General features: G+C 53.3%; 17 protein-coding genes, 1 tRNA gene and 3 other RNA genes. 2 read left to right on the forward strand and 19 right to left on the reverse strand.

All coding sequences use genetic code 11. The features are described from left to right. Nucleotide 1: 1 nt before the first annotated feature. The 15 genes from QUD59_RS02905 to QUD59_RS02975 form a co-directional block, all read right to left on the reverse strand. Nucleotides 2–859, reverse strand: coding sequence for a branched-chain amino acid ABC transporter permease (locus tag QUD59_RS02905; RefSeq protein WP_286239472.1), 858 nt, complete (start codon nucleotides 857–859; stop codon nucleotides 2–4). A 168-nt stretch (nucleotides 860–1027) separates the two neighbouring features. Further along, on the reverse strand, nucleotides 1028–2245 hold the full coding sequence (locus QUD59_RS02910; protein WP_286239474.1) for an ABC transporter substrate-binding protein: 1218 nt from the start codon (nucleotides 2243–2245) through the stop codon (nucleotides 1028–1030). Nucleotides 2246–2486: 241 nt separating this feature from the next. Further along, a complete protein-coding gene (locus tag QUD59_RS02915) occupies nucleotides 2487–3749 on the reverse strand; it encodes an ABC transporter substrate-binding protein (protein ID WP_286239475.1) in 1263 nt (420 codons plus the stop codon). Then, nucleotides 3749–5107, reverse strand: a complete 1359-nt coding sequence (locus QUD59_RS02920) for a sigma-54-dependent transcriptional regulator (RefSeq protein ID WP_286239476.1) — start codon at nucleotides 5105–5107, stop codon at nucleotides 3749–3751. Before QUD59_RS02920 ends, QUD59_RS02915 begins: the two co-directional genes overlap by 1 nt. Further along, entirely contained in the window at nucleotides 5100–6821 is a 1722-nt protein-coding gene (locus QUD59_RS02925) for an ATP-binding protein (RefSeq protein ID WP_286239477.1), read from the reverse strand. The genes QUD59_RS02920 and QUD59_RS02925 overlap by 8 nt, the downstream gene beginning before the upstream one ends. Before the next feature lie 188 nt (nucleotides 6822–7009). Continuing rightward, nucleotides 7010–10246, reverse strand: coding sequence for an EAL domain-containing protein (locus QUD59_RS02930; protein ID WP_286239479.1), 3237 nt, complete (start codon nucleotides 10244–10246; stop codon nucleotides 7010–7012). Between the two features lie 277 nt (nucleotides 10247–10523). Continuing rightward, nucleotides 10524–11303 carry a nuclease-related domain-containing protein gene (locus QUD59_RS02935; protein ID WP_286239481.1) on the reverse strand — a complete coding sequence of 260 codons (780 nt, stop codon included), beginning with the start codon at nucleotides 11301–11303 and terminating at the stop codon, nucleotides 10524–10526. Nucleotides 11304–11456: 153 nt separating this feature from the next. Further along, on the reverse strand, nucleotides 11457–12722 hold the full coding sequence (locus tag QUD59_RS02940) for a type II toxin-antitoxin system HipA family toxin (RefSeq protein ID WP_286239483.1): 1266 nt from the start codon (nucleotides 12720–12722) through the stop codon (nucleotides 11457–11459). Then, nucleotides 12719–13078 (reverse strand): helix-turn-helix transcriptional regulator, encoded by a 360-nt coding sequence (locus QUD59_RS02945; protein WP_286239484.1) that lies wholly within the window; start codon nucleotides 13076–13078, stop codon nucleotides 12719–12721. The genes QUD59_RS02940 and QUD59_RS02945 overlap by 4 nt, the downstream gene beginning before the upstream one ends. Before the next feature lie 116 nt (nucleotides 13079–13194). After that, nucleotides 13195–13327: non-coding RNA, RtT sRNA (locus QUD59_RS02950), on the reverse strand. Between the two features lie 28 nt (nucleotides 13328–13355). Beyond that, nucleotides 13356–13488, reverse strand: a non-coding RNA gene (locus tag QUD59_RS02955) — RtT sRNA. A gap of 28 nt (nucleotides 13489–13516) precedes the next feature. Beyond that, nucleotides 13517–13649, reverse strand: a non-coding RNA gene (locus tag QUD59_RS02960) — RtT sRNA. A 28-nt stretch (nucleotides 13650–13677) separates the two neighbouring features. Beyond that, nucleotides 13678–13754: transfer RNA gene (locus QUD59_RS02965), tRNA-Val, on the reverse strand. An 87-nt stretch (nucleotides 13755–13841) separates the two neighbouring features. Further along, complete coding sequence (locus tag QUD59_RS02970) at nucleotides 13842–14495, reverse strand: response regulator (protein ID WP_286239485.1); 654 nt, start codon at nucleotides 14493–14495, stop codon at nucleotides 13842–13844. Nucleotides 14496–14513: 18 nt separating this feature from the next. Further along, nucleotides 14514–15869 (reverse strand): cache domain-containing protein, encoded by a 1356-nt coding sequence (locus QUD59_RS02975; RefSeq protein WP_286239486.1) that lies wholly within the window; start codon nucleotides 15867–15869, stop codon nucleotides 14514–14516. Nucleotides 15870–15944: 75 nt separating this feature from the next. Here QUD59_RS02975 and QUD59_RS02980 point away from each other — a divergent pair, with 75 nt between their 5' ends. Then, complete coding sequence (locus QUD59_RS02980; protein WP_286239488.1) at nucleotides 15945–16808, forward strand: DUF4922 domain-containing protein; 864 nt, start codon at nucleotides 15945–15947, stop codon at nucleotides 16806–16808. Between the two features lie 4 nt (nucleotides 16809–16812). On the opposite strand, the gene QUD59_RS02985 is transcribed toward QUD59_RS02980, so the two are convergent. The 4 genes from QUD59_RS02985 to QUD59_RS03000 all read right to left on the reverse strand — a co-directional run bounded on the left by QUD59_RS02985 (nucleotide 16813) and on the right by QUD59_RS03000 (nucleotide 21085). Further along, nucleotides 16813–17889 (reverse strand): TRAP transporter substrate-binding protein, encoded by a 1077-nt coding sequence (locus tag QUD59_RS02985; protein WP_286239489.1) that lies wholly within the window; start codon nucleotides 17887–17889, stop codon nucleotides 16813–16815. A 196-nt stretch (nucleotides 17890–18085) separates the two neighbouring features. Beyond that, nucleotides 18086–19375, reverse strand: coding sequence for a TRAP transporter large permease (locus QUD59_RS02990; RefSeq protein WP_286239490.1), 1290 nt, complete (start codon nucleotides 19373–19375; stop codon nucleotides 18086–18088). 12 nt (nucleotides 19376–19387) lie between these two features. After that, nucleotides 19388–19924, reverse strand: coding sequence for a TRAP transporter small permease subunit (locus QUD59_RS02995; protein WP_286239491.1), 537 nt, complete (start codon nucleotides 19922–19924; stop codon nucleotides 19388–19390). Nucleotides 19925–20008: 84 nt separating this feature from the next. After that, nucleotides 20009–21085, reverse strand: a complete 1077-nt coding sequence (locus tag QUD59_RS03000) for a TRAP transporter substrate-binding protein (RefSeq protein ID WP_286239492.1) — start codon at nucleotides 21083–21085, stop codon at nucleotides 20009–20011. Nucleotides 21086–21469: 384 nt separating this feature from the next. Here QUD59_RS03000 and QUD59_RS03005 point away from each other — a divergent pair, with 384 nt between their 5' ends. Beyond that, on the forward strand, nucleotides 21470–23203 hold the full coding sequence (locus tag QUD59_RS03005; protein ID WP_286239494.1) for a methyl-accepting chemotaxis protein: 1734 nt from the start codon (nucleotides 21470–21472) through the stop codon (nucleotides 23201–23203). The last annotated feature ends 26 nt before the right edge of the window (nucleotides 23204–23229 follow it).

Consider the following 23229-nt stretch of genomic DNA (forward strand, 5'->3'; position numbering starts at 1 on the left):
CTTATGCCCTCCCGAACAGGCCGTTAGGCCGCAGTAGAATAATCATCGCCATCACGGCATAGATCATGATGTTGGTGCCTTCCGGCCAGATGCCCGCAGACAGGCTCTGCACCAGACCGACCACCATGGCCCCCGCCAGCGCGCCGGGGAAGCTGCCCATACCGCCAATCACGACCACCACAAAAGCAATACCCAGTGCCTCAGCGCCCATAAAGGCATCCGCACCACGGATTGGCGAGATCAACGCACCGCCGAGCCCGGCCAGCGCAACCCCGAGTACAAACGTGGCGGAGAACAACAGGTTGGAGTTAAGGCCCAGCAGGGACACCATTTTCGCGTTTTCACTACCCGCCCGGATCATGATGCCGAAGCGGGTACGATCCAGCATCAGCCAGATCAGCAGGCCGACAACACAGGTCACCGTGATCACGAACAATCGGTAGTACGGGTAAACAAAGTCGCCAAGAATCAGTACCCCGGAGAGCGCTTCCGGTGGCGTAATCGGCTTTGGAACCGTACCCCAGAGCAGCAGGATGATCTCACGCAATACCAGCATGACGCCGATGGTGATCAGGATCTGGGTCGGATGATCAAAAGCATACAGGCGGCGGATCAGTGTACGTTCCAGCGCCAGCGCGATCAGGCCGACCAGAATCGGGGCGACCAGCAGACCCACCCAGTAGTTACCGCCCCAGTCGATGATCTGGAAGCAGAAATAAGCCCCCAGCGCATACAGCGAACCGTGGGCGAAGTTAACGAAATTCATCATTCCGAAAATAATGGTCAGCCCTGCCGCCATGAGGAAGTAGATCATCCCCAGCGCCACGCCATTCAGAATTTCAAACAGATAAATACTCATGAGCAATGACTCTTTACGCATTCCCGGGGTTGTTGTTGCTTGCAGCAGGCAGACCGGTAGCGGCCCGCTGCCAGAACAGGAAACAAAAAACCTCAGGTTTGATAAAACGGGCCGGAACCAGCCCTGAAACACCCTCCGCCATTCAAAGCGGAGGGCGGGCAAACAGGATTAAATACCCATGTTGCAACCGGTTTTATCCGCTGCGACAAAGTATTTATTGGTTGCCACGATGTCAGCAAAATCGCTGGAATCGGTCATTGCAGCTTCCCCCTTACCCTGCAGCAGGTAGAAGCTTTTCTCGATCTGGTGATCCGCGGTGCGCACCACCTCTTTACCGGTGACACCTTCATAGTTCAGGCCTTCCAGATGGGTCCGCACTTTCATCGGATCGTTACCCACGGCACGAATGGAATCGATCATCAGCTTGGACATCTGATAGTAGTGCGCCATCGGGTAGGTCGGGGTTTCACCCAGTTTTTCCTGAGCCAGCTTCACCAGCTCCTGGTTGGCCGGGTTCTGATCTTCATGCCAGTACTGAGAGCCGAAATAGAGACCATCGGAAACGGTTGAGCCCAGTGTACGCATCTGGTCCAGACCGTTACTCCACACCAGCAGGATCTTCATGCGGTTTTTCATGCCGAAGTTCACCGCCTGCTGGATGGTTGCAGTCGCCTGAGAACCAAAGTTATGCAGTACCAGCAGGTCAGGCTTGGCCGCCATCGCCTGCGTCAGGTAGCCGGAGAACTCTTTCTCTTTGAGCGAGTGGTAGCTGTTGCCGACCAGCTCTACGCCACGCTCCTCAGCCACCATTTTGGTGTTTTCCAGCATCGCATCACCAAACACATACTGCGGGGTGATACTGTAGATACGCTTGATTTCAGGGTACTTGTCCAGCAGTGGACGCAGGCTGGCATTAACCGCGCCATAGGTTGGCGCCGACCAGCGGAAAGTTGCTTTGTTACACTCAATGCCGGTGATCTCATCCGCACCACTGCCGGTCATGTAAACACCGCCGGTCCGGTTAACCTCTTTACCCACGGCCAGTGCTGTCGAGGAGAGTGTGGAACCGACAAAGTAGCGGCCCTCATCTTCCGCAATAATCGACTTCACCTTACGTGAGGCTTTACCCGCATTACTTTCGGTATCGACAGTCACCAGTTTCAGATTGACTCCATCAATCGGCGCTGCAGTCTCAACTGCCAGCCGGGCACCTTTTTCACCCTGATGACCAAAGTTGGCAAAGGTTCCTGACATACTCGCAACATTGTAGATTCCGACTTCCTGCGCTGCCTGAGCAGTGGAAGTAAGAGAAACCAGGGTAGCTGCGATTACAACGCTTAACTTGTTTTTCATCATGTTGGCATCCTTATTATCTTTGTTATGCATACTGGACTTCTGCCTGACCTGTGTTCGGTCCGATCAGTTTGGTTACAGACAAGCGGTAACTACATAGGTCTCAGCAAGGCCGATGCCAACTCAGTTATTTCAATATAACTACATGATTATTAAAGATTTAATACAAAATAAGCGAACAGTTTAAGCGAGCGCTTTAAGCTCATCGGGGAAAAACATGAGCGGATAGCGCTCATCATTTTGCGCTCATCCCGCGCAAAATGATGAGCCGGCATTAGTCTGCCGCCGGCGCAGACTGAGGGGGGCGGGACTCAGGATAGAACACCTGCCAGTTCCCCAGCATGCGGGTCGCCGGTGGGTAGCGGTCGTCGGCCATGCTTTCACCGATGGCCACCGCCTGCATAATCTGCTGGGTTTGCGGATCGATCCAGGAAACATATCCCGGCGGATCTTCCGGCAAGGGAATAGAAAGCCCCGGCAGGGCTTTACGCACCCCTTCAACATTCTTCTGTGACGCGGCCTTCCAGGCTTCAGCCACGGCAATAATCACCGAGTAGGCGTCCTGAGCGGTATGCGACGGGTAATGGCCTGCCCGGCTGTGAAAGGTTTCGACAAACTCTTTATTCGCCGCAGTCTCCGGCCAGTTAATATGATGTCTGGCCGCCAGTACCATGCCCGGCGGCAGATCATCCCCCAGCCGCGAGAGATTGTAGTACCCCCCCACCTGCTCAAAACCGTAAATTCGGGTCTGCTCAAGGAGCCCTTCTGCATTCGCCTGACGTACAAAGAATACAAAATCATCCCCCCAGTGACCTGAGATCAGGATGTCCGGCTGCTTCTCCGCCAGCGCGGTGATGTATTCGGAAAAATCGGTTTCCAGCAGTTTCGGGTAGTACTCAGCCACAATCGAGTATTCCACCTGCAGCGCATCCAGTGCCGCCAGCATATCGCGCATAATCTGATGGCCGTAATCATAATCCGGGCCGATATAGGCCAGCGTTTTCCAGCCATGTTTCTGCTGCAACTCGCGCAGGTAACGTGCACCGGCTCGCATCGACTGTTTACTGTCGTTACTGACCCGGAAATACCAGGGGTGAAGTGCACCGTTGGTGAGCTGTGATGAGGCGTGGCCACCACCGATAAACAGGGTCCGGGTAGCCCGCGCCAGATTGCTGATCTCCAGTGCAATACCCGAGTTGAGCACACCGCAGAGAATCTGCACCTGCTGCTGATCGATCAATTGCCGGGCGATCTCCGAAGCCCTGAACTGTTTGTTGCGGGTATCTTCCACCACCACATTCAGTTTGGGTGAACCATCATCCCGCCGGTGGATCTTCTCCAGTGCCATGCCGATTGCGATCGCCGCATCGCGTCCGTTCTGGTTGCCCGGCCCGGTCATCGGGTAGAGGCAACCCAGCCGCAGATCCGCTTTCCGGGCCGAGACACCCAGCTCCTGATTCGCCGAAACAGGGCCCGCCAGCCCGAGACCTAACAACAGGCTCAGCAGGGTGCTGCCGAGCTTGGCCGTGAATTCCATCAGTCGATCCCCAGTTTCTGCAGACGACGCTTAAACGCATGCCGGGAGATACCCAGCTTTTCAGCCGCCAGCCCTTTCCGGCCACCTACATCGCTCAACGCCTGCAGGATGATGCTGCGCTCTTTGTTCGCCAGTTGATCTTCAATGGTGATCTCCTCCGCGGCCACCGCGACCGGCAGATCCCCCGAATCCGAGGCACGCATCTCCGGCGGCAGCATATCCAGCTCGATCTCTTCGCCCGGATAGAGAATGGTCAGCCGCTCCATCAGATTTTTCAGCTCACGAATATTGCCCGGCCAGGCATAGGACTGTAACCGGGCACGGACCGGATCGGTCATCAGCACCGGCTTAACCCCTTCGTTTGCCGCCATGGTCAGGGCAAAGTGTTCCAGCAGCAGAGGGATATCCTGATCACGTTGCTGCAGTGAAGGTATTGCAATCGGCATCACGTTCAAGCGGTAGTAAAGGTCCGAGCGGAACTGCCCCTCCTGCACCGCCTGCTCCAGATCGAGATTGGTCGCGGCAATCACCCGGACATTGGCTTTATGCTCACGTCCTCCGCCCACCGGCCGGTAACTGTGGCTCTCCAGAAAGGTCAGCAACTTCGCCTGAATCGACAGATCCACTTCGCCGATCTCGTCCAGAAACAGCGTGCCATCGCTGGCCAGTTCGACCAGACCGGCGCGTTTTTTGTCGGCACCGGTATAGGCGCCCTTTTCGGCACCGAACAGTTCTGCTTCGAGTAACTGCTCCGGCAGGGAGGCACAGTTCACCTCGATAAAAGGCCCGGCAGACAGTTCTGAGAGGTTATGAATCTCCCGCGCGATCGCCGTTTTACCGGTGCCTGATTCTCCCTGCAGGAGGATGGTTTTTGCCGAACTGGCCGCCACCCGGCCGATCTGATCCTGCATTTTCACCATCCCCTCGCTCTGGCCAATCAGAGAGGAGTTCAGCTCTTTTTCCCGATAGTAATTCACCTCGGAATCCAGCCGCTGCCGCTCCAGACAGCGACTGATCAGAATTTTCAGCTCGTTGATATCAAACGGCTTAGAGATAAAGTCATACGCCCCGCTCTTCACCGCATCCACAGCCACTTTGATATCACCGTGGGCCGAGAGCATGATTACCGGGGTGGTTTTATGCATCTGTCGCAACTGTTTCAGCACTTCGAGCCCGCTCAGATCCGGCAGACGCAGATCCAGCAACAGCAGCTCCGGGTCCAGCTCCAGTACTTTGTTTATTCCGTCCTGACCGGTATAGGCCATCGCTACGCTGTAGCCTTCCGCTTCCAGTACCATCTGCATGGAGCGAACCAGTCGCTGCTCATCATCTACAATAAGAATCAAACCCTTATTCATCTGTACTCCGCGCTGGTTTAAATTCCAATGTCACCGTGGTGCCCTTACCTAAGATACTCTTGATCGAGAGAAAGCCCTGATTGAGGTGCATCAACCGGGCACAGATCGCCAGCCCCAGACCGGTGCCTTCCGACTTGGTGGTAAAGAACGGCTGCGTGGCTTTTTCGATCTGTTCAGGACGCATCCCCAGACCGCTGTCTTCGATCACAATGTAAATACATTCCCCCTGCGAATAGGATCGCAGGAGTAACCGGCCACCATCCGGCATCGCCTGAATCGCATTCAGTGCCAGATTCATCATCACCTGCAGCACCTGATTGCTGTCCGCCAGAATCACCGCATCCGGGTCACTTTTAAGCGTCAGTTCCACATCACTGCGGGTCGCCAGCGGGCCGACCAGTGATTCGATCCGGCTCAGCAGAGGGGCCAGCTCCACCCGTTCCAGACGGGGTGTCATCGGTCGGGCGTAGTCGAGCAGGTCTTCTATGACCTCATTAATCCGGTCGATCTCTTCCAGCATCATATCGAGCTGTTCCTGAGCACGGGGATCGTGCTCACCCGCCGACAGGCTCTGCACGCAGACCTTCATCGTCGCCAGCGGGTTTCGGATTTCGTGGGCGATGCCGGCGGAAAACTCCCCCATCACCGCTTTTTTCTCCATGCTGATCCGGGAATCAATCAGATCCTGCAGTTGTCGCCCCATGCTGTTGAAGGTTTTGGCCAGCAAGGTGATCTCATCATGCCCGGTGGGTGTTATCCGGTGGGTCAGATCACCTTTGGCGATCATATCGGCCCCGTCGATGAGGGGTAATATGCGTTTTTTCACCCGGTAGGCAAAGTTCACAAAGAAGAAAATTACCAGCAGGATCGAGGGCACGGTGCCCGCGATAATCAGCGAACGGGAGAGATCCTTAGTAAAGTCGCCCAGATCACCGGTCTTGATACCGATAATCTTCCAGCCCGGTGCGACACTCTCGCTGACCAGCGCCTCATCATTCACTTCAACCGCCTCACCCAGCAGGTTAAATGCATCACCATAGGGGGTCAGGAGGTAGGGTTTGATGGTCTGAATCTGGCCAAACGGTTTCAGCAGTTCGGTGATACTGGCCAGACGTATCTGCAGGGCTGCGTAACCCGGCGAAGCCTGATTCAGGCTCGACGAGTTAATCGGATGTGCCAGCAGAAACCAGCCGGATTCACCCCGGCTCGGCAGTTGCGGGCCAATCAGCAGAAAGTCGCCCAGTTTCACCTGAGGCAGCAGGGAGATATCAAACTCCCCTTCACCCCAGTAGGGGTAACCGGCTGCCCCCTGCCCCGGCAACGCATGTTGCAGCGTCCAGTTGCGGTCAAACAGCAGCACACCGTAGATATGCGGACTGTCGGTTTCAAAATTAATCAGGTTGTAAACGCTGTCGGGCAAAGGCCTGCCGGCATCCCCCGCAAGCAGCCCATCTACCCCCGGCAGATCGATTACCGAACTGAGTTCATACTGCCGGTTACGCAGAAACCCCATCACACTGAGGTAGGAGGTATTGATGGAATAGCCGGCCTTCTGCTCCTCAATACTGTCGAGCAGTTGTCCGGTAAAGCGGTCATAGGACCAGGTGATCACCAGCAGAGGTAAGGTTGCGATCAGCAGTGAGAAAAGAAAGTAGCGGCGGATCAGGCTGTTCTTCCAAAAACTGATTCTGTCGATGTTGCCCCGGGCCGGCATAGTGTGCTGTTCTCTGCTGCTTAAAACGAAAAGCCGCCCCCGAATAATCTGAACAATTCTGGATGCGGTGTAGAAAAACCTTATAAATTCAAGGTGATATATTGCGGTAGCCGGTTTGAAACCGGGCACTGACAGAAATACCAGCCCCCAGTTTTATAATCAAGCCGGGGGAATAGCAAGTGCGCCGCTCAGCTTTGGACGGCAGAAGGTTCGGATTCAGCCAGTTTGCTGATCATCTCAACCAGTTCATGGCTCATCTGTTGCAGTTGCGGCAGGCGGGATTGTGCCTGTGGCTGGCGCTGATGCAGGACAAGCCGGATCAGCTCCTGAGCCAGACTACAGATCGCCAGATGCTGCTCTTTCAGTTGATGATATCCGGGATGATCGCCATACCGAAACAGGCCGATCCCCTGATACCATCTGGCAAACTGGCAACTGTCGTTCTGCTGGCAGTGAGGCGGCTCTCCACTGCCACTCTGCACAAAGCCCATCACGGTATCCAACCAGATCCGATGGGAGAAGATCGCCACATTCAGATCATACGCCCCGGCGATGGCGGCATCCCCCTGCTGTAGCTGATGCCAGGGGTTATAGTCGTCAAACTGCTGACACCAGCCCGGTACCGCCTCTGCGGGCATCGGTTTGGCAATACCAAAGCCCTGTGCCTGCTGACAGCCCAGTTGCAGCAGCATCATGCCCAGCTCAATGCTCTCAACCCCTTCGGCAACCACCGGCCGTTTCAGGGCTTCGGCCAGTTTAACCACCCCTTCGACAATATCCTGATCCTGTGGATTGTTGAGCATATTTCTGACAAAGCTGCGATCGATTTTAAGAATGCTGATCGGCAGGCGGTGGAAGTAAGTCAGCGAAGAGTAGCCAGTACCGAAGTCATCCAGTGAAAACTTAACCCCCATCCGGGTGCAGGATTCCATAATCTCCGCCACCTGACTGGTATTCCCCAGTGCGCTGGTTTCGATCACTTCCAACTCCAGATAATCGGTTATATCCGGCGGGAACTCTGTCAGCAGCGACTGCAGGTAATCTGGCAGCGCCGCCTGTTTGAAGTGACGCGGGCTGATATTCACGCTGACCGGCATCAGCAAGCCTTGCCTGCGCCAGCGCATATGCTGATTCAGCGCCGCACGTAACACCCACTCATCCAGTGTTACCTCAATGGCTGAACCTTCGATCATCGGCAGGAACTCCCTTGGCGGTAACAACCCCCGCTGCGGGTGTTGCCAGCGTACCAGCGCCTCAACCGAAGCCACTTCACCGGTTTGCAGATCGATCCGCGGCTGATAGTGCAGAACCAGTTGTGATTCAGCCAGCGCCTGACTGAACTCACTGATCGCCTGCCGATAAGCGTGCATCTTATGATCGGCCACCGGGTCGAACAGGGTGTAGGTGTTTTTGCCGCTCTCCTTCGCCTTATACATCGCCTGATCCGCATGCCGCAGCAGGGTGTCGGGATCAGACTGATCATGGGGGTAGAGCGTGACCCCGATACTGGCGGAGATATGCATCCGGGAGTTCTCAATATCGAACGGCAGAGCGATCGATTCCAGTACCCGCTGAATGATCTCCTCGGCGTGGTAGATGGTATCCAGATCTGCCAGCAGCAACACAAACTCATCACCGCCAAGCCGTGCCAGCGTATCGCTCTCGCGTAACTCATCCTGTAAGCGCCGGGCAAAGCGGATCAGAAGCTGGTCGCCGGTTTGATGGCCGTAACGGTCATTAATCGGTTTGAAACCATCCAGATCCAGATAACAGATTGCCAGCAGATTCTGATTCCGCTGTGACTGCAGTATTAACTGGTGCAAACGATCTGACAGCAATTCCCGGTTCGGCAGGCCGGTCAGAACATCGTGGTAAGCCATATGCTGGATCCGCCGCTCCACCTGCTTACGTTCGCTGATATCCCGCAGGAAGGCGAATAACTGGCCGCCCTGAATCGGTGAGTAACTGATCGACACTTCAACCGGCCAGATACTGCCATCGGCCCGCTGGTGCTCAGACTCGAAGAGCACCCCTCCCTGCCTCATCAACAGCTCCTCATTGGCCCGCGCCTCAGCTTCGGTGTGCTTTACATCCAGCTCCCAGACTTTCTTCCCGATCAGCTCCTCCCGGTTGTAGCCGGACATCTGACAGTAGGTATCGTTCACCTCAATCAGCGCACCGCTGTCTTTACTCACTATCCAGAAACCATCTTTGCTGCTGGCCAGCACCGCTTCATAACGCTGGCTGCTTTCCAGAATGGCCTGCTCGGTTTTTTTCCGCTCACTGACATCGCGTACCGTCGCGATAAAATAACTGCCATCCGGTTCTGCGATGTAACTGACGGTCACCTCTACCGGTATCAGGCGACCATCCCGGTGCCGGTGCAGCTCTTCAAAAGGCAGCCCCTGACGCGCAATCAGCCGTGCACTCCCGGCCCGCCATTGCGCAGCAGAACTCACCCCGGTGCTGACATCCCAGACATGAAACCGGAGCATCTCCTCTTTACTGTAATCCAGACAATCATGGGCAGCCCGGTTCACATCGATAATCTTGCCACTTTCGGCTGCGATCACATAAAGCCCGTCTACCGCCTGATCCGCCAGGCTCTTCATCCGGTTCAGTTCCAGCTCGTTCAGCACCCGCTGTGTGACATCCTGTACGGTGCCGCGGGTTCGCAGCGGTTTACCGTCTTCGGCGTATTCCGTATGGCCCTGCTCCAGCACATATTTCACCTGGCCATGGACCAGTAACCGGTGCGAAATTGAATAGGGATGCTGCTCTGTAAGCGAGGCTTCAAATGCATCACTGACAAGCTGTCGGTCTTCAGGGTGGATCGCCTGCAGGAAGGCATCGTAACTGGGCGAGAATCGCTCCGGATCCAGATCAAAGATCCGGTACACCTCTTCTGACCAGTACAGTTGGTTCTTTTCCAGATCCAGTTCCCAGCCCCCGATCTTTGACAGTGCCTGCGCCTGCTTGAGGCGCTCCTCACTGACCCTGACCGCCTCCTCCTGCTGCTTGCGATGGGTAATATCATGGCCGATCCCCAGCACACCAATCACTTCACCACGCTCACCCAGAATCGGGGTTTTGGTGGTTTCCAGCAGCACCCGGCGACCGTCGGAGGCAAACGTGATCCACTCCTCATTGACCGACGCCGCGCCTTTGGCCATCGCCTTTTTATCATTCTCCCTGAAGGAATCCGCCAGCGCGGCTTCAACAAAGTCATAATCAGTTTTGCCAAGAATCTCCGCCTCCGACGCGCCAAAAAAGCGCTCAAAGACCTGATTACAGGCCATATAGACACCCGACTTATCTTTCATCCAGACCAGATCAGGTAAATTATGCAGCAGTGATTTAAGGAAACTGAGCTGGCGCAGCAGCTCGCACTGGGATAGAGAGGGATTGTGAGGTTGATCGCTCATACAGATTCAGTCCAGATACTGACCGTACAGCCCGGCAACAAAAAAAGATCGCAAAACAGCGGGCTGCTAACTTCGGATACTAACCCTCAGTCTAGGCAGACTCCGCAGCAGGAGCAAAAAGCCAGATCAAGTTTTCTTGAATTAGCATTAAATTAGTGAACATAGTATTCCGTTTGGCAAAATCAGGGCCCTTTTCCGAATTGCCAAACGATTTCTGAATGTGATTCGTAACACAGTGATATAACGCTTCTGAAGCCATAAAGGCGATGCAAGACGCTCAGGCGCTCGTCTTAATACTACCCCGACATTTAGGGAACTGACTGCATCCCCAGAATTGCTGACCTGTGTTTTGCCCTTTTTTGACCTCCCGCAACACCATTGCGCTGCTGCATCGGGGACAACTCGGATCAGTGGCTTTCTTTTCCACGATTGCCTGAACATGACGGGCATGCTCGATGTGAGTCTTAACCGAACGTTCCAGCCGGCCTCGTTCAATCTGTTTGATGATCAGCCGGACCTGAGCCTGTGAAAGCACCGGATTCTGTTTGTCTTTGATATAACGGATATAACCACGGACAAAGGTCACGTTTGCCGGCATCTCCGTCTTGAAAGTAGCGTCCCCCACAAACACAATCAGGGAATGGATACCGGCCGGATCAATCGCCAATGCTGATTCCAGCGTCTTCACATGTTTATAGTTCTGCCGCAGAGGATTCTGAAACTTCGATTTGTGCTTATAGATCTGCTGGGTCCAGTAGGGCTGGTTAACCGAGCCAAAAATCCAGCCTTTCATGTTCTTGGTTTCAATCACAAAGACGCCAAAGCGCGAGACAATGATATGGTCGATCTGGGTTGTACCCTCTTCCGTGGGCAGAGTGACGTTTTTGATCAGATGGTACTGCTGCTTATCAAGGAAAAACTTCGCAGCCAGGTTAACGATGACTTCACCCACTACCCCTTTGAACCAGGGAGACTTGATGAGTGAGATAAACAGAGCAAGTGGTATCAGATACCACAACATGCCAAAAAGCTGATCGTAGACTGGTGAAAAATCCATTTCCTGTCCCTGTGAATAACCGTCCTGATAACGGATGAACCATCATCCGCCTGTTGAAGCGCCCGATTATGGCAGCTTTGCGCTGAAACGATACAGGATTAGTTGTGATCCGGCACAGCTAAGGCACCTACTCTTTTTTTATGGAACGCCTTGCTACAAGCTGAAATCAGTATGAAGCTTCGCCCAATGAGCTCTCAATCCCTGCTTGTGCTGCTCATCCATGGGTAAACCCGTCAGTGCTGATGGCCAGAGAGTACGAGCCCTGTCCATCACATCATCTAAATGAGGTTTTATTGCTCGCCATGGTATGCCTGACCGGTCTGCCCACACTTGAAAATGCGCCATTGAAGCAACATACCACTCTTTATTCTTTGCCAGATTCAACGCGAACATTGTTTCATTCTCGATGTACACATGGGTAGTCACAATGTCATAAGCCGGCGAAAGGGCCGGAACGATCTGGTCTGGGTAGATCAGGCTCCAGTTTTTCAGATGCGCATCCCCATTTGCCAACAAAATGTTGACTAATAATCGTCGGGCAAATTGCTGTGCATCAGCTAAACCGTTACCAGAGTATTCGTAAAGCACCCTACCAATATTTTCATAGTTCGCAGAGTCATATTTCTCATGGGGATATTTCACGAGAATCTGAGCAAAGTCTTCCATGTGAATTCGCTCATTGCCATTGCGATCAAACCTTTTGATCGCAAATGCCACTTTCTCATCCGGCAAATTTATCTGTGGCAAGTTATCCAGCTTATCCAAGTCCACAAGTTTAATTTCTGGAATATCAACACCGGCTAAAGCGGCCAGCGACATAGCGGTATATTCATTGAGGGGGACAAACTTGTGTTGGGTCGAAGGCGTTTTAATGATCCAGTCACCAAGATCGCCGCCTTTCGATAAGTTATAGCGGCCCTCTTTTTCCTTCATGGAAAATTTCATCTGAACGCCGGCAAGAGAAAACTTATTCTCCTGCGTCACCTTATCGAACTTAATCGCTTTTGCCTGACCATGAGTCGTTAACACACTTTCAGGAACGTCATCAGGCTCCATTGGCGTTGCAACTAATGCTCCGGGCAAGTCCTCTCCTAAATAAGAAAGAAGATGAAATTCGTTATCTGCGTGAACCTTTAAACCTTGAGCTATCAGCTCTCTCAATGCCCCCTCAGGAAGAAGATTCGATAAAACGGGGTGTAATCGTTGATTTCTTACCCAGGGCTCCGACATGAGTTTTTCCGCGTGGGGAAAATCGGGATGAGTAATGAGACTGAATGTTGGCCGGCCAGAATCGTTTCTGAACCCGTCAGAGAAACTCAGGACGTTTCGGCCGTTTTTCAAGCCCGCAAGGTAACCAACCAATCGACCATGAAGCGTTAACTTAAGCGCGCTGAGTTCATCACTGCTAACATCTGTCATTGATCATCCTCTAACAGCCCCTGCCACGGATCCTCAGATAAAGGCTTTTCTGTTGATGATGTTTTTTGCCGTAATCTGGCTTCCGATGAATCGCCTTCTAAAACAGCAAGAACAGCATTAAGTTTGTCTTTAGGTACCAATAGAAGCTCACTATTCAATCCCTTGGCGATTAGCTCTAACGTATCTAATCGCGGGTTACCTTTAGACTCCAGCCGCTGGTATTGCTGACGAGAAATACCGACCCGCAGCATCATGTCATGCTGTTTCAGGCCTAGCTTAATACGACGCTGTTTGAATTGATCCAGTAAAAAAGGCATAAAGAAACGTATAAATTGCTTTTGACGAATAAGAAACATATTAGTTGCTTTATATCACATCAGCAACTTATATGTTTCTTTATGGATACGGCGGGCGATTCTCATCCACCTTACAGATACAAAAAAACCGCCATGAAGGCGGTTTCTTTTGAATCTGGTAGGACTAGGCGGATTATTCGTGGCTGCGCCACTCACCCTTCGGGTCATCGTCGTAAACTCCGATGGGGTCTCGCGCTGCGCGCTCGGCTCGAACCGGGCGGTTCTCATCCACCTGCAGATACAAAAAAACCGCCATGAAGGCGGTTTCTTTTGAATCTGGTAGGACTAGGCGGATTATTCGTGGCTGCGCCACTCACCCTTCGGGTCATCGTCGCACGCTCCGATGGGGTCTCGCGCTACGCGCTCGGCTCAAACCGGGCGGTTCTCATCCACCTGCAGATACAAAAAAACCGCCATGAAGGCGGTTTCTTTTGAATCTGGTAGGACTAGGCGGATTATTCGTGGCTGCGCCACTCACCCTTCGGGTCATCGTCGCACGCTACGATGGGGTCTCGCGCTACGCGCTCGGCTCAAACCGGGCGGTTCTCATCCACCTGCAGATACAAAAAAACCGCCATGAAGGCGGTTTCTTTTGAATCTGGTAGGACTAGGCGGATTCGAACCGCCGACCTCTACCATGTCAAGGTAGCGCTCTAACCAACTGAGCTATAGTCCTGAAGTGCGGTGTATTATACGCAGCCCGGTGGGTTGATCAAGCATAAGATTCTACTTTTTTTACCCCGGTACAGGGAGTAACCCGCTGTTAATCCACCAGATTATTTTCCAGTGCGTAGCGGGTCAGTCCGGCGGCGGTATGGATATCCAGTTTATTCTTGATATTCTGCCGGTGGGTTTCGACTGTACGTACTGAAATGTCCAGTTCGCGGGCTATCGCTTTGTTGCTGTTGCCTTCGGCCAGCAGGCGCAATACGTCACGTTCGCGGCCGGTGAGGGCTTCCTGTTCGGTGGTTTTCTCTTCGGCTCGGGCCTGCTCAAACTGGCTGAACAGGGCCTGAGAGGCGCCGGAGCTGAAGTAGCTGCCGCCGCTGTGTACGGTTTCGATAGCGGTGATCAGTTCGGCTGAGGAGACATCTTTCAGTACGTAGCCCGCTGCGCCGCACTGGATCAGGCGGACGATGTATTCACGGTCGTCGTGCATACTCAGAATCAGCACCCGTACATCGGGTTGTTCATCGCGAAACTTTTCAGCGGCTTCAAAGCCGTTCATGACCGGCATGGAGATATCCATCAGTACCACGTCGGGTCTGACTTCTGCCGCGAGGCTGAGGGCCTGCTGGCCGTCATTAGCCATGCCGACCACTTCGAGGGTGGCTTCGCCTTCGAGGCGTGCGCTGATTCCGTCCAGCACCAGAGGATGATCGTCTACCAGTAATACCCGTATCTTTGTCTCGCTCATGGTCGCTGTTTTTACCTGTCAGAGTATGGAAAAGCCTGCCCGAATCCGGGTGCCGCCGCCGGGGCGGCTTTTTAGAATAAAGTGGCCACTCAGCAGTTCGGTTCGCTCGCGCATGTTGAGCAGACCGATGCCATCTGCACTGCTGTTGGTCTGGAAGCCTTTGCCATCATCGGAGACTTCTACCCAGATGTTCCCCTCCCCGGTCCAGATGCGCAAGCCCACATGCCGCGCCTCGGCATGTTTTTCCACATTGGTCAGGGCTTCCTGAGTGATACGGTAGAGGGTGATCTCTATATCATCCGGCAAGCGCTGTTCCGGCAGGTCCAGATGGATATTGGTCAGTATGCCGGTTCGTTCAGAAAAGTCGTTGATCATGGTGTAGAGGGCGGATTTAAGCCCCAGATCGTCCAGTTTAATGGGGCGCAGGTCGTGGGAGATGCGCCGTACTTCCTGAATCGCCATATTCAGGACATCACAGCCTTTATCCAGATCTGCCACGGCGCTGGCATCATTCTTCTGCAGCTTTTTCTGCGCCAGCTCCAGGCGGAATTTTACCGATACCATCAGTTGGTTGATGCCATCGTGCAGTTCACGGGCAAAGTTACGCCGCTGGCTCACCTGAAACTGAACATAGCGATGGGCCAGTTTGCGCAAGCGCTCATCGGCGAGTTGCGAGGCATGCATGTTGATGGCGATCCCGACCAGCGCAATGATAATCACGGTGCAGGCCAGAATCACGACGACGGTAAAGAAGGTGTTACGGATATTGCGGGTCACCTTGAGCCGGGTAGCCGCCACCTCTTTGGCGATGTCATCGATATACAGCCCGGTGCCCATCATCCAGTTGAATTTAGGTACCTGCACCACGTAACTGAGTTTGTCTTCGAAATCATCCTTGGAGGGTTTACGCCAGATGTAACGATAGAAACCTCCCCCCTGTTCGGCGATGTCGAGCAGGTCTCTGACAACAAACTGACCTCCTTCATCCTGCAGGCCAGAGAGATTCTGGCCGACCAGTTCGGGCTGGGCCGGATGAACCAGGTTGATGCCTTTGGGGTCGTAAACAAAAAAGTAGCCGTCCTCTCCGTAGGTGAGTCCGTGAATGATCTGTTTAACCTGCTCCTCTGCATCTTTATCGCCGGGCTCCGCCTGCTCGACAATATGCTCGATGGAATTCATCGCCAGTGATACGTAGTGCTTCAGCTCCAGCCGTTTAGAGCGGAGCAGGTTCTCTTCAAAGGTGTTGATCTCCTGTTCGGAGAGCAGACGGGCCTGCGTCAGGCTGATCATGGTGATCGCCACCGTGACCGCCACCAGCGGCAATATAGAGAGCAGCAGAATTTTGGTTTTCAGCGATGCGGTAACCCGTTTCATCGGCGCTGGCATTCCTGAGGATTTACGATGATAGTTAATAGCAACATTATATCGAAAGGCTGGGGATAACTCGCTATGGATTTTCCACTCTGGGATAAAGCGGCCGCTGTACAGCAACGTGCTCTGCAAAGCCAAAGCCTGCAGTCACTGCAAACCCGGTCAGACTTTATCACCGATCAGGGCCTGACCTTTCAGATCCGGCAGTTATCGAATCTCAGAGATAAACAGCATACCGCGCCTGCCAACCACAGCGGCAACCCGTTTCTGCCTCACGAGGAGGCGCTTTATATCTCAACAGTCGGGCCCCGGCATAAGCTGCTGCTGAATAAGTTCAACGTGCTGGATCAGCATCTTTTGCTGGTAACTCAGGATTTCGAAGCGCAGCAACGTGTGCTTAATCTGGATGATTTCCGGGCCCTGCAACGCTGCATGCAACAGGCCGACTGCCTCGCGTTCTATAATAATGGCCCGACAGCAGGCGCCAGCCAGACGCATAAACATCTGCAACTGATTCGTATGCCGGCAGAGCCCTGTGAGTTGATTCCTTTCCAGCCCCAGCTACAGCAGTTTAACGATCAGGTGCCCCGTAAACTGGATGCCCTGCCCTTCTGTCATGCAGGTCTGGCTTTGCCTGCGGAACTGTTTGATCCTGAATACACCCCGGCTGAGGATGCTGCCGTTCAGCTACATAACCTCTATGACCGGTTGCGGATGACGCTGGAGATTGAGGCGATCAACGATGAGATCAGCCAGCCTTATAACCTGTTGCTGACCCGGGAATGGATGCTGCTGGTACCGCGTACTCAGGAGGCAATCGACAACCTCTCACTCAATGCGCTGGCGTTTGTCGGTTCGATTCTGGTAAGGGATAGTGAGCAGGCCCAACGGGTAAAACAACGTGGGCCTGCCCGGATGCTCGCCACTGTCAGCGGCGGCTGAGGGATCAGTCAGAGAGGCTGTTCAGGTAAGCCTGGTCAGCAATCTTTGTCCAGCCACGGGCTTTCGCCATGTACTCAGCCTGAGAAGCCTGAATACGCTGTGCCATCGGATCATCTTTAGCGGCCTGTTCCAGCAGAGCGTCGTTGGCTTTATGCATCGCTGCCAGCACATCCGCCGGGAAGGTTTTCACCTGAATGTCCGGGTGCTCTTCCTTCATCTTCGCCCAGCTCACCGCTGACTCGTGGTAAGACTGGATATACATGTCGTAAGCCGCTGTACGCATCGCGGTTTTCAGGATCGCCTGCAAATCTTCCGGCAAACGGTCAAACGCTTTTTTGTTCACCATAAACTGCAGTTCACTGGCAGGCTCATGCCAGCCGGTGTAGTAGAACGGTGCAATCTTATGGAAGCCCATACGGATATCCAGTGACGGACCCACCCACTCAACCGCATCTACGGTCTTGCGCTCCAGTGCTGTGTAAAGATCACCCGGTGCAATGTTGGTTGGCTTGGCCCCCAGTTGCGCCCAGATTTCGCCGGCAAAGCCCGGAATACGGATCTTCAGGCCCTGCACATCGTCCAGAGAATTAATCTCTTTCTGGAACCAGCCGCCCATCTGAACACCGGTATTACCACCCGGGAAGGAGTACATGTTGTACTTGCCAAAGACTTCGTTGGCCAGCGCCTGACCTTCGCCAAAGTAGAACCAGCCATACTGTTCTGGCGTGGTCATACCGAACGGCATGGTGGTGAAGTACAGTGCGTTAGGCACTTTACCCTTCCAGTAGTAAGACGCAGAGTGACCGATGTCATACTGACCCGCACGCACCATATCAAATACGCCAAAAGGCGCTTTGTGCTTGTTAGCGGAATCAATGGTGATCTTCAGACGGCCATTGGACATGGTGTCTGCCAGTGCGGCCATCTTCTGAGTAGTTTCCCCAAGAATCGGCGTATTGGCCCCCCAGGTTTCCGCCAGTTTCAGGCGATAAACATCATCGGCTGCCTGAGTCGCAGCGGAGAACAGCGTGCAACTCAAGGCAACGCCGGTCAGAACTTTTTTGTAGTTGTGTTTAGACATGGGTTTTCCCTAATTTTTATCCTGTCATTTTTCTCTCTACCGGGCCTGATACTAATACAGCACCGGGGTAAGTAACATATGAACAGATAAAAAAATGCCCCGTCATAGCGGGGCAGTCCAAGCCAATAGGACAATGGGAATGAACCATTAACAGGTGATGGCCAGCCTCGGTTGAGGACAGCCATCGCCCGGAGTCTTAGAGCAGGCCGTAGAAGCCCGGGAACAGCAGAATGGAGATAACAACCGCCACCTGCATCAGGATGAATGGCACCACGCCACGGTAGATATCCATGGTTTTAACCGACGCCGGTGCGACCCCTTTGAGATAGAACAGACTGAAACCAAACGGCGGCGTCAGGAAGCTGGTCTGCAGGTTCATCGCAATCAGAATCGCGAACCACAGCGGCGCAATACCCAGTGCATCGGCTACCGGTGCCAGAATCGGCACGATAATGAAGCTGATCTCTACAAAATCGATGAAGAAGCCCAGAATCATAATCGCCAGCATCGACAGAATCAGGAAGCCTGTTGCACCACCCGGCATATCGGACAGCACCTCTTCAACGATGTAGTCACCACCGGTGTAGGTAAATGCCATGGAGAATGCCGTAGCACCCAGCAGGATCGCGAAGACCATCGCCGTCACCTTAACCGTTTCGGTTGCGGATTCAGCCACCATTTTCCAACTGAACTGACGGTACATCAGCGCCAGTGCCAGCGCGCCCACACCACCCAGTGCAGAGGATTCAGTCGGGGTTGCAATACCGGCAAAGATCGAACCCAGTACCACCAGAATCAGCGCCAGTGGCGGGATAATCGCTTTCAGCGCTTTAATGTACTGCTCGCGCTTGGAATCGACATCATCATCCAGCGGCAGCGCCGGTGCAGATTCAGGTTTAACAAAGCTGTAGATCAGAATGTAAATCACATACACACCGATCAGCACCAGACCCGGGCCCACCGCGGCTTTAAACAGGTCACCTACCGGAATACCCAGTACGTCACCGAGGATGATCAGGATGATCGACGGCGGAATAATCTGCCCCAGCGTACCGGAGGCACAGATGGTGCCGCAGGCGAGAGACTTATCGTACTTGTACTTCAGCATTACCGGCAGCGAGATCAGGCCCATCGCTACCACAGACGCACCCACCACGCCGGTAGAGGCCGCCAGCAACGCACCCACCAGAACGGTAGAGATTGCCAGACCACCGCGGACACCGCCAAACAGCTTGCCCATTGACTCAAGCAACTGCTCAGCCAACTGGGTTTTCTGCAACACGATCCCCATGAAAACAAACAGCGGCACCGCCATCAGTACCGTATTCTCCATAATGCTCTGAATACGGAACGGCATGAAAGCGAAGATATCCGGACCTTCGGCAAAGACACCGAAAATCAGAGCCACACCACCAAACGTAAAGGCAACCGGGAAGCCGACCAACAGCATCAACAGCGCCACACCAAACATAATAATACCGATCATTGCTGGGGTTCCTTAGTGCTGCGGAGGTTGGTAGTGATCTTCCCGGGTGTTACCCAGATAGATATTGAGAGATTTCAGAAACATACCGATACCGCTGATCAGCATCGCAAAGAAAGCAAACGGAATAACCGATTTGATCAGCCAACGGTAAGGCAACCCACCCGGATCACCTGAGGTTTCGCCGAGTTCAAACGACTCGCGCGCAAAATCAACGCCGTACCATGCCACCAGAGCACAGAACGGGAAAAGAAGAATCAGACAGCCGAGCATATCGATCATTGCTTTTGTTTTAGCACTGAGACGCTCGTAGATCAGGTCAACGCGAACGTGACCACCCGCCCGCAGGGTAAATGACACACCCAGCATAAATACGGCGGCATACAGATGCCACTCCAGCTCCTGCATCCCTATGGAGACATCATTAAACACATAGCGCATAACAACATCGATAAAGACGTTGAACAGCATCACCACAAAAAGAAACGCAGAGATCTTGCCCATCAGGTCAGAAAAGCTATTGATCACCTGCTCCAGTCTCACTAGAAACATGCTTGCTCCTGCAGAATTAAAGAGGTTGGTACCCCGAACCGGGACATTATCCGGGATACCAACGAGGGGTCAAACCGACAAACCTTACTTAGACAGGCTGTTCAGGTATGCCTTATCAGCGATGTCGGTCCAGGCACGTGCTTTCTGCATGTATTCAGCCTGAGAATCCAGAATACGCTTAGCCAGCGGGTCTGCTGCAGCTTTCTCAGCCAGCAGTTCGTCGTTCGCTTTACGCATTGCGGTGATGACTTCCGCAGGGAAAGATTTAACCTGGATGTTCGGGAACTCTTTCTTCATGCTTTCCCAGTTAACACCAGAATCGTGAGTGGACTGGATGTACATATCGTACGCAGCGGTACGCATCGCAGTTTTCAGGATCACCTGCAGATCTTCTGGCAACTTCTCGAATTTCTTCTTGTTGATCAGGAACTGCAGTTCAGTAGCAGGCTCATGCCAGCCGGTGTAGTAGTAAGGTGCGATTTTGTGGAAACCCATACGCAGGTCAAGAGATGGACCTACCCACTCCAGTGCGTCGATGGTACGACGTTCCAGTGCAGTGTACAGCTCACCCGGTGGGATGTTAGTAGGTTTGGCACCCAGCTTAGCCAGGACTTCACCCGCAAAACCCGGGATACGCATCTTCAGACCCTGCAGGTCTTCCAGAGAGTTGATCTCTTTCTGGAACCAGCCGCCCATCTGAACGCCGGTGTTACCGCCAGGGAAGGACATCAGGTTGAACTTACCGTACACCTCATCCATCAGCTCCTGACCACCGCCGTAGTAGAACCAGCCGTACTGTTCAGGTGCAGTCATACCGAAAGGCATGGTGGTGAAGTACAGTGTGTTAGGTACCTTACCTTTCCAGTAGTAAGACGCGGAGTGACCCATGTCGTACTGGCCGGAACGAACCATGTCGAATACACCAAACGCAGACTTATGCTTGTTGGCAGAATCGATGGTGATCTGCAGACGGCCGTTAGACATCTTCTCAGCCATCGCAGCCATGTTTTTAGTAGCATCGCCGAATACAGGGAAGTTAGTCGGCCAGGTTTCAGCCAGTTTCAGCTTGTAAACCTTGTCTGCAGCCATTGCGGGAGTTGCCAGAACGGCTGTGGTAGCAGCCGCCATGATCAGCTTCTTGGAAAAATTCATTTTGAACATTGTTATTATCGTCCTCTATCTGTTCGCCCGGACTCAGGGGAAACATCAAATAAGGTTTGGCCGTACAGTTATGGAACTTCTGCCCCTTCGCAGCGACCAGAGTAACATCCACTGACTTTTGTCAGCCTGATAAGTCTGGCACAGCAGAGCCATGCTCCCAATGAGGACTACTGCGCAAAAAAGCAGAGAAAACTACGCAGGCTAACTAGGTAGTTTTACGTAGAGCGGAGTCATCCGGTTTAGAAATGGCTTAGCTGAAACACATCTGAAGATCGCCATTGAATCATGCACTTAATGCACTAATTAGCCTTTATGCACAGAATATTCCCGGCACCCGGGTTTATTTATAGGCTGAGCGGAACTACAGAATGAGGAGGCGACCTCATGACTACTTTTCTGCGAAATTTCAAAGTCACCACCCGGATTATGACGCTGGCAATTCTGTTAATTGCTGTGAAAGTCTGTGTACTGACCTTTCTGCTGTACGAATTTGATCGGGTCAGCGAACAGATCAGCACCGACTTCGAAAAAATTACCGACCAGAACCAATGGATTAACAAACAAGCCGAATTGATTGCCGCTCAGTCAGAGACACAGGCTCTGCTGAAAAGCGCACAGCGGGTGCAGAACACCTATTCAGAGATGCTCTTCTGGTACTTTGACGGCAGCGTTACCCAATACTACGAATCGCTGAACAAAGCAGGAGTCGCAGCCGACAAGCTGGAAGCGCTGCTGACCTCACTCGCCATGGATCCGGAAGCCGCTCAGCAAATCGTCCCGATGCTGGATAACCTCGCTGACTATCGTGGCACCATGGACAGCGCCATCCGTTTCTATCAACAGGGCCGCAATAACATGGCGGCATCCGAGATCAGTAGTGCACATATCATCGTTCAGGATATGAATGCACAGTTACTGGCGCTGACCTCCCTGTTTCAGGGCCGCTTAAGTGCTGACAATTTCGAAGTTGAGAACGCCCTCGACAAAACCCTGTCGGTCAGTTTTGAAGTCATGGAAGGCAGCAATGCATCCATGCTGAGAATCGAAGAGGTCACCGGTTTTGCATTACTGCTGATTGTGATCACGGTCCCCTGCTCCGTCGTCATCGCACTTTTGATTATTGTCTCCATTACCACCCCATTAAAAAACCTGCGCCGCCAGTTGCTACTGATCGATCATCAGAGCGACCTGACACAACCACTTAACCTTGAAGGTAAAGATGAAATCCGTGAAATGTCAGAAGCAACGAAAAGCCTGCTGACCCGACTCCGGGTCACCCTGACCGAAGTAGATGCCATGGCTTCGCAGTTAAAATCCACGGCCGATGACAGTTATAAAGTGAGCACCGAAACCCATGCACAGAGCAGTGAACAGCAACTGCAAAGTGAGGGGATCGCCTCTGCCGCCGCTCAGCTCGGTGCCAGTGCAGAAGATATTTCCCGGACCACGCAGGAGGGGCTCGGCTTCGTCGATAAGGTACGCAACGCCGCGGAAAAAGGACAAACAGACGTTCAGGCTACCGCAACATCGATGGGGCAGATCGCAGATCAGTTCAATCAGGTTGAAACAACCGTGAAAGACCTGATCGCCCGCAGTGATTCCATTGAGCAGGTATTGAATGTCATTCAGGGGATTGCCGAACAAACCAACCTGCTGGCGTTGAATGCCGCCATCGAGGCAGCCAGAGCAGGCGATCAGGGCAGAGGCTTTGCGGTGGTTGCTGATGAAGTCAGAACCCTGTCTAAGCGCACCAGCGAATCCACCAATCAGATTCAGCAGATGGTTGAATCCCTTCAGCAGCAATCCCGAAACGCAATCACATCGCTCGATCAAAACAGGCAGCAGGTCGATCTGGGTGTTGAGCTTTCCAGCCAGGCAGAAAACTCACTTTCAATAGTCCAGCAGGAGCTGCAAACACTGATCACGATGAATGAATCGATCGCCATCATCACTGACGAGCAGCAGCAGGCCGTTCTCAGTGTTGACGAAAGCGTGCAGAAAGTTCGCGATCTGGCGCGCAACGTCGAAGAGAAAGCGGCCAGTTCAAAGATTGCGAACGCAGATCTGAATACCCTGGCACAAACGCTGCAAAACCAACTGCTCGCGTTCAGACACTGAAACAGCGTCTGAGGTAGGGAGATATC

The sequence above is a fragment of the Neptuniibacter halophilus genome (assembly GCF_030295765.1).
Lineage (GTDB): Bacteria > Pseudomonadota > Gammaproteobacteria > Pseudomonadales > Balneatricaceae > Neptuniibacter > Neptuniibacter halophilus.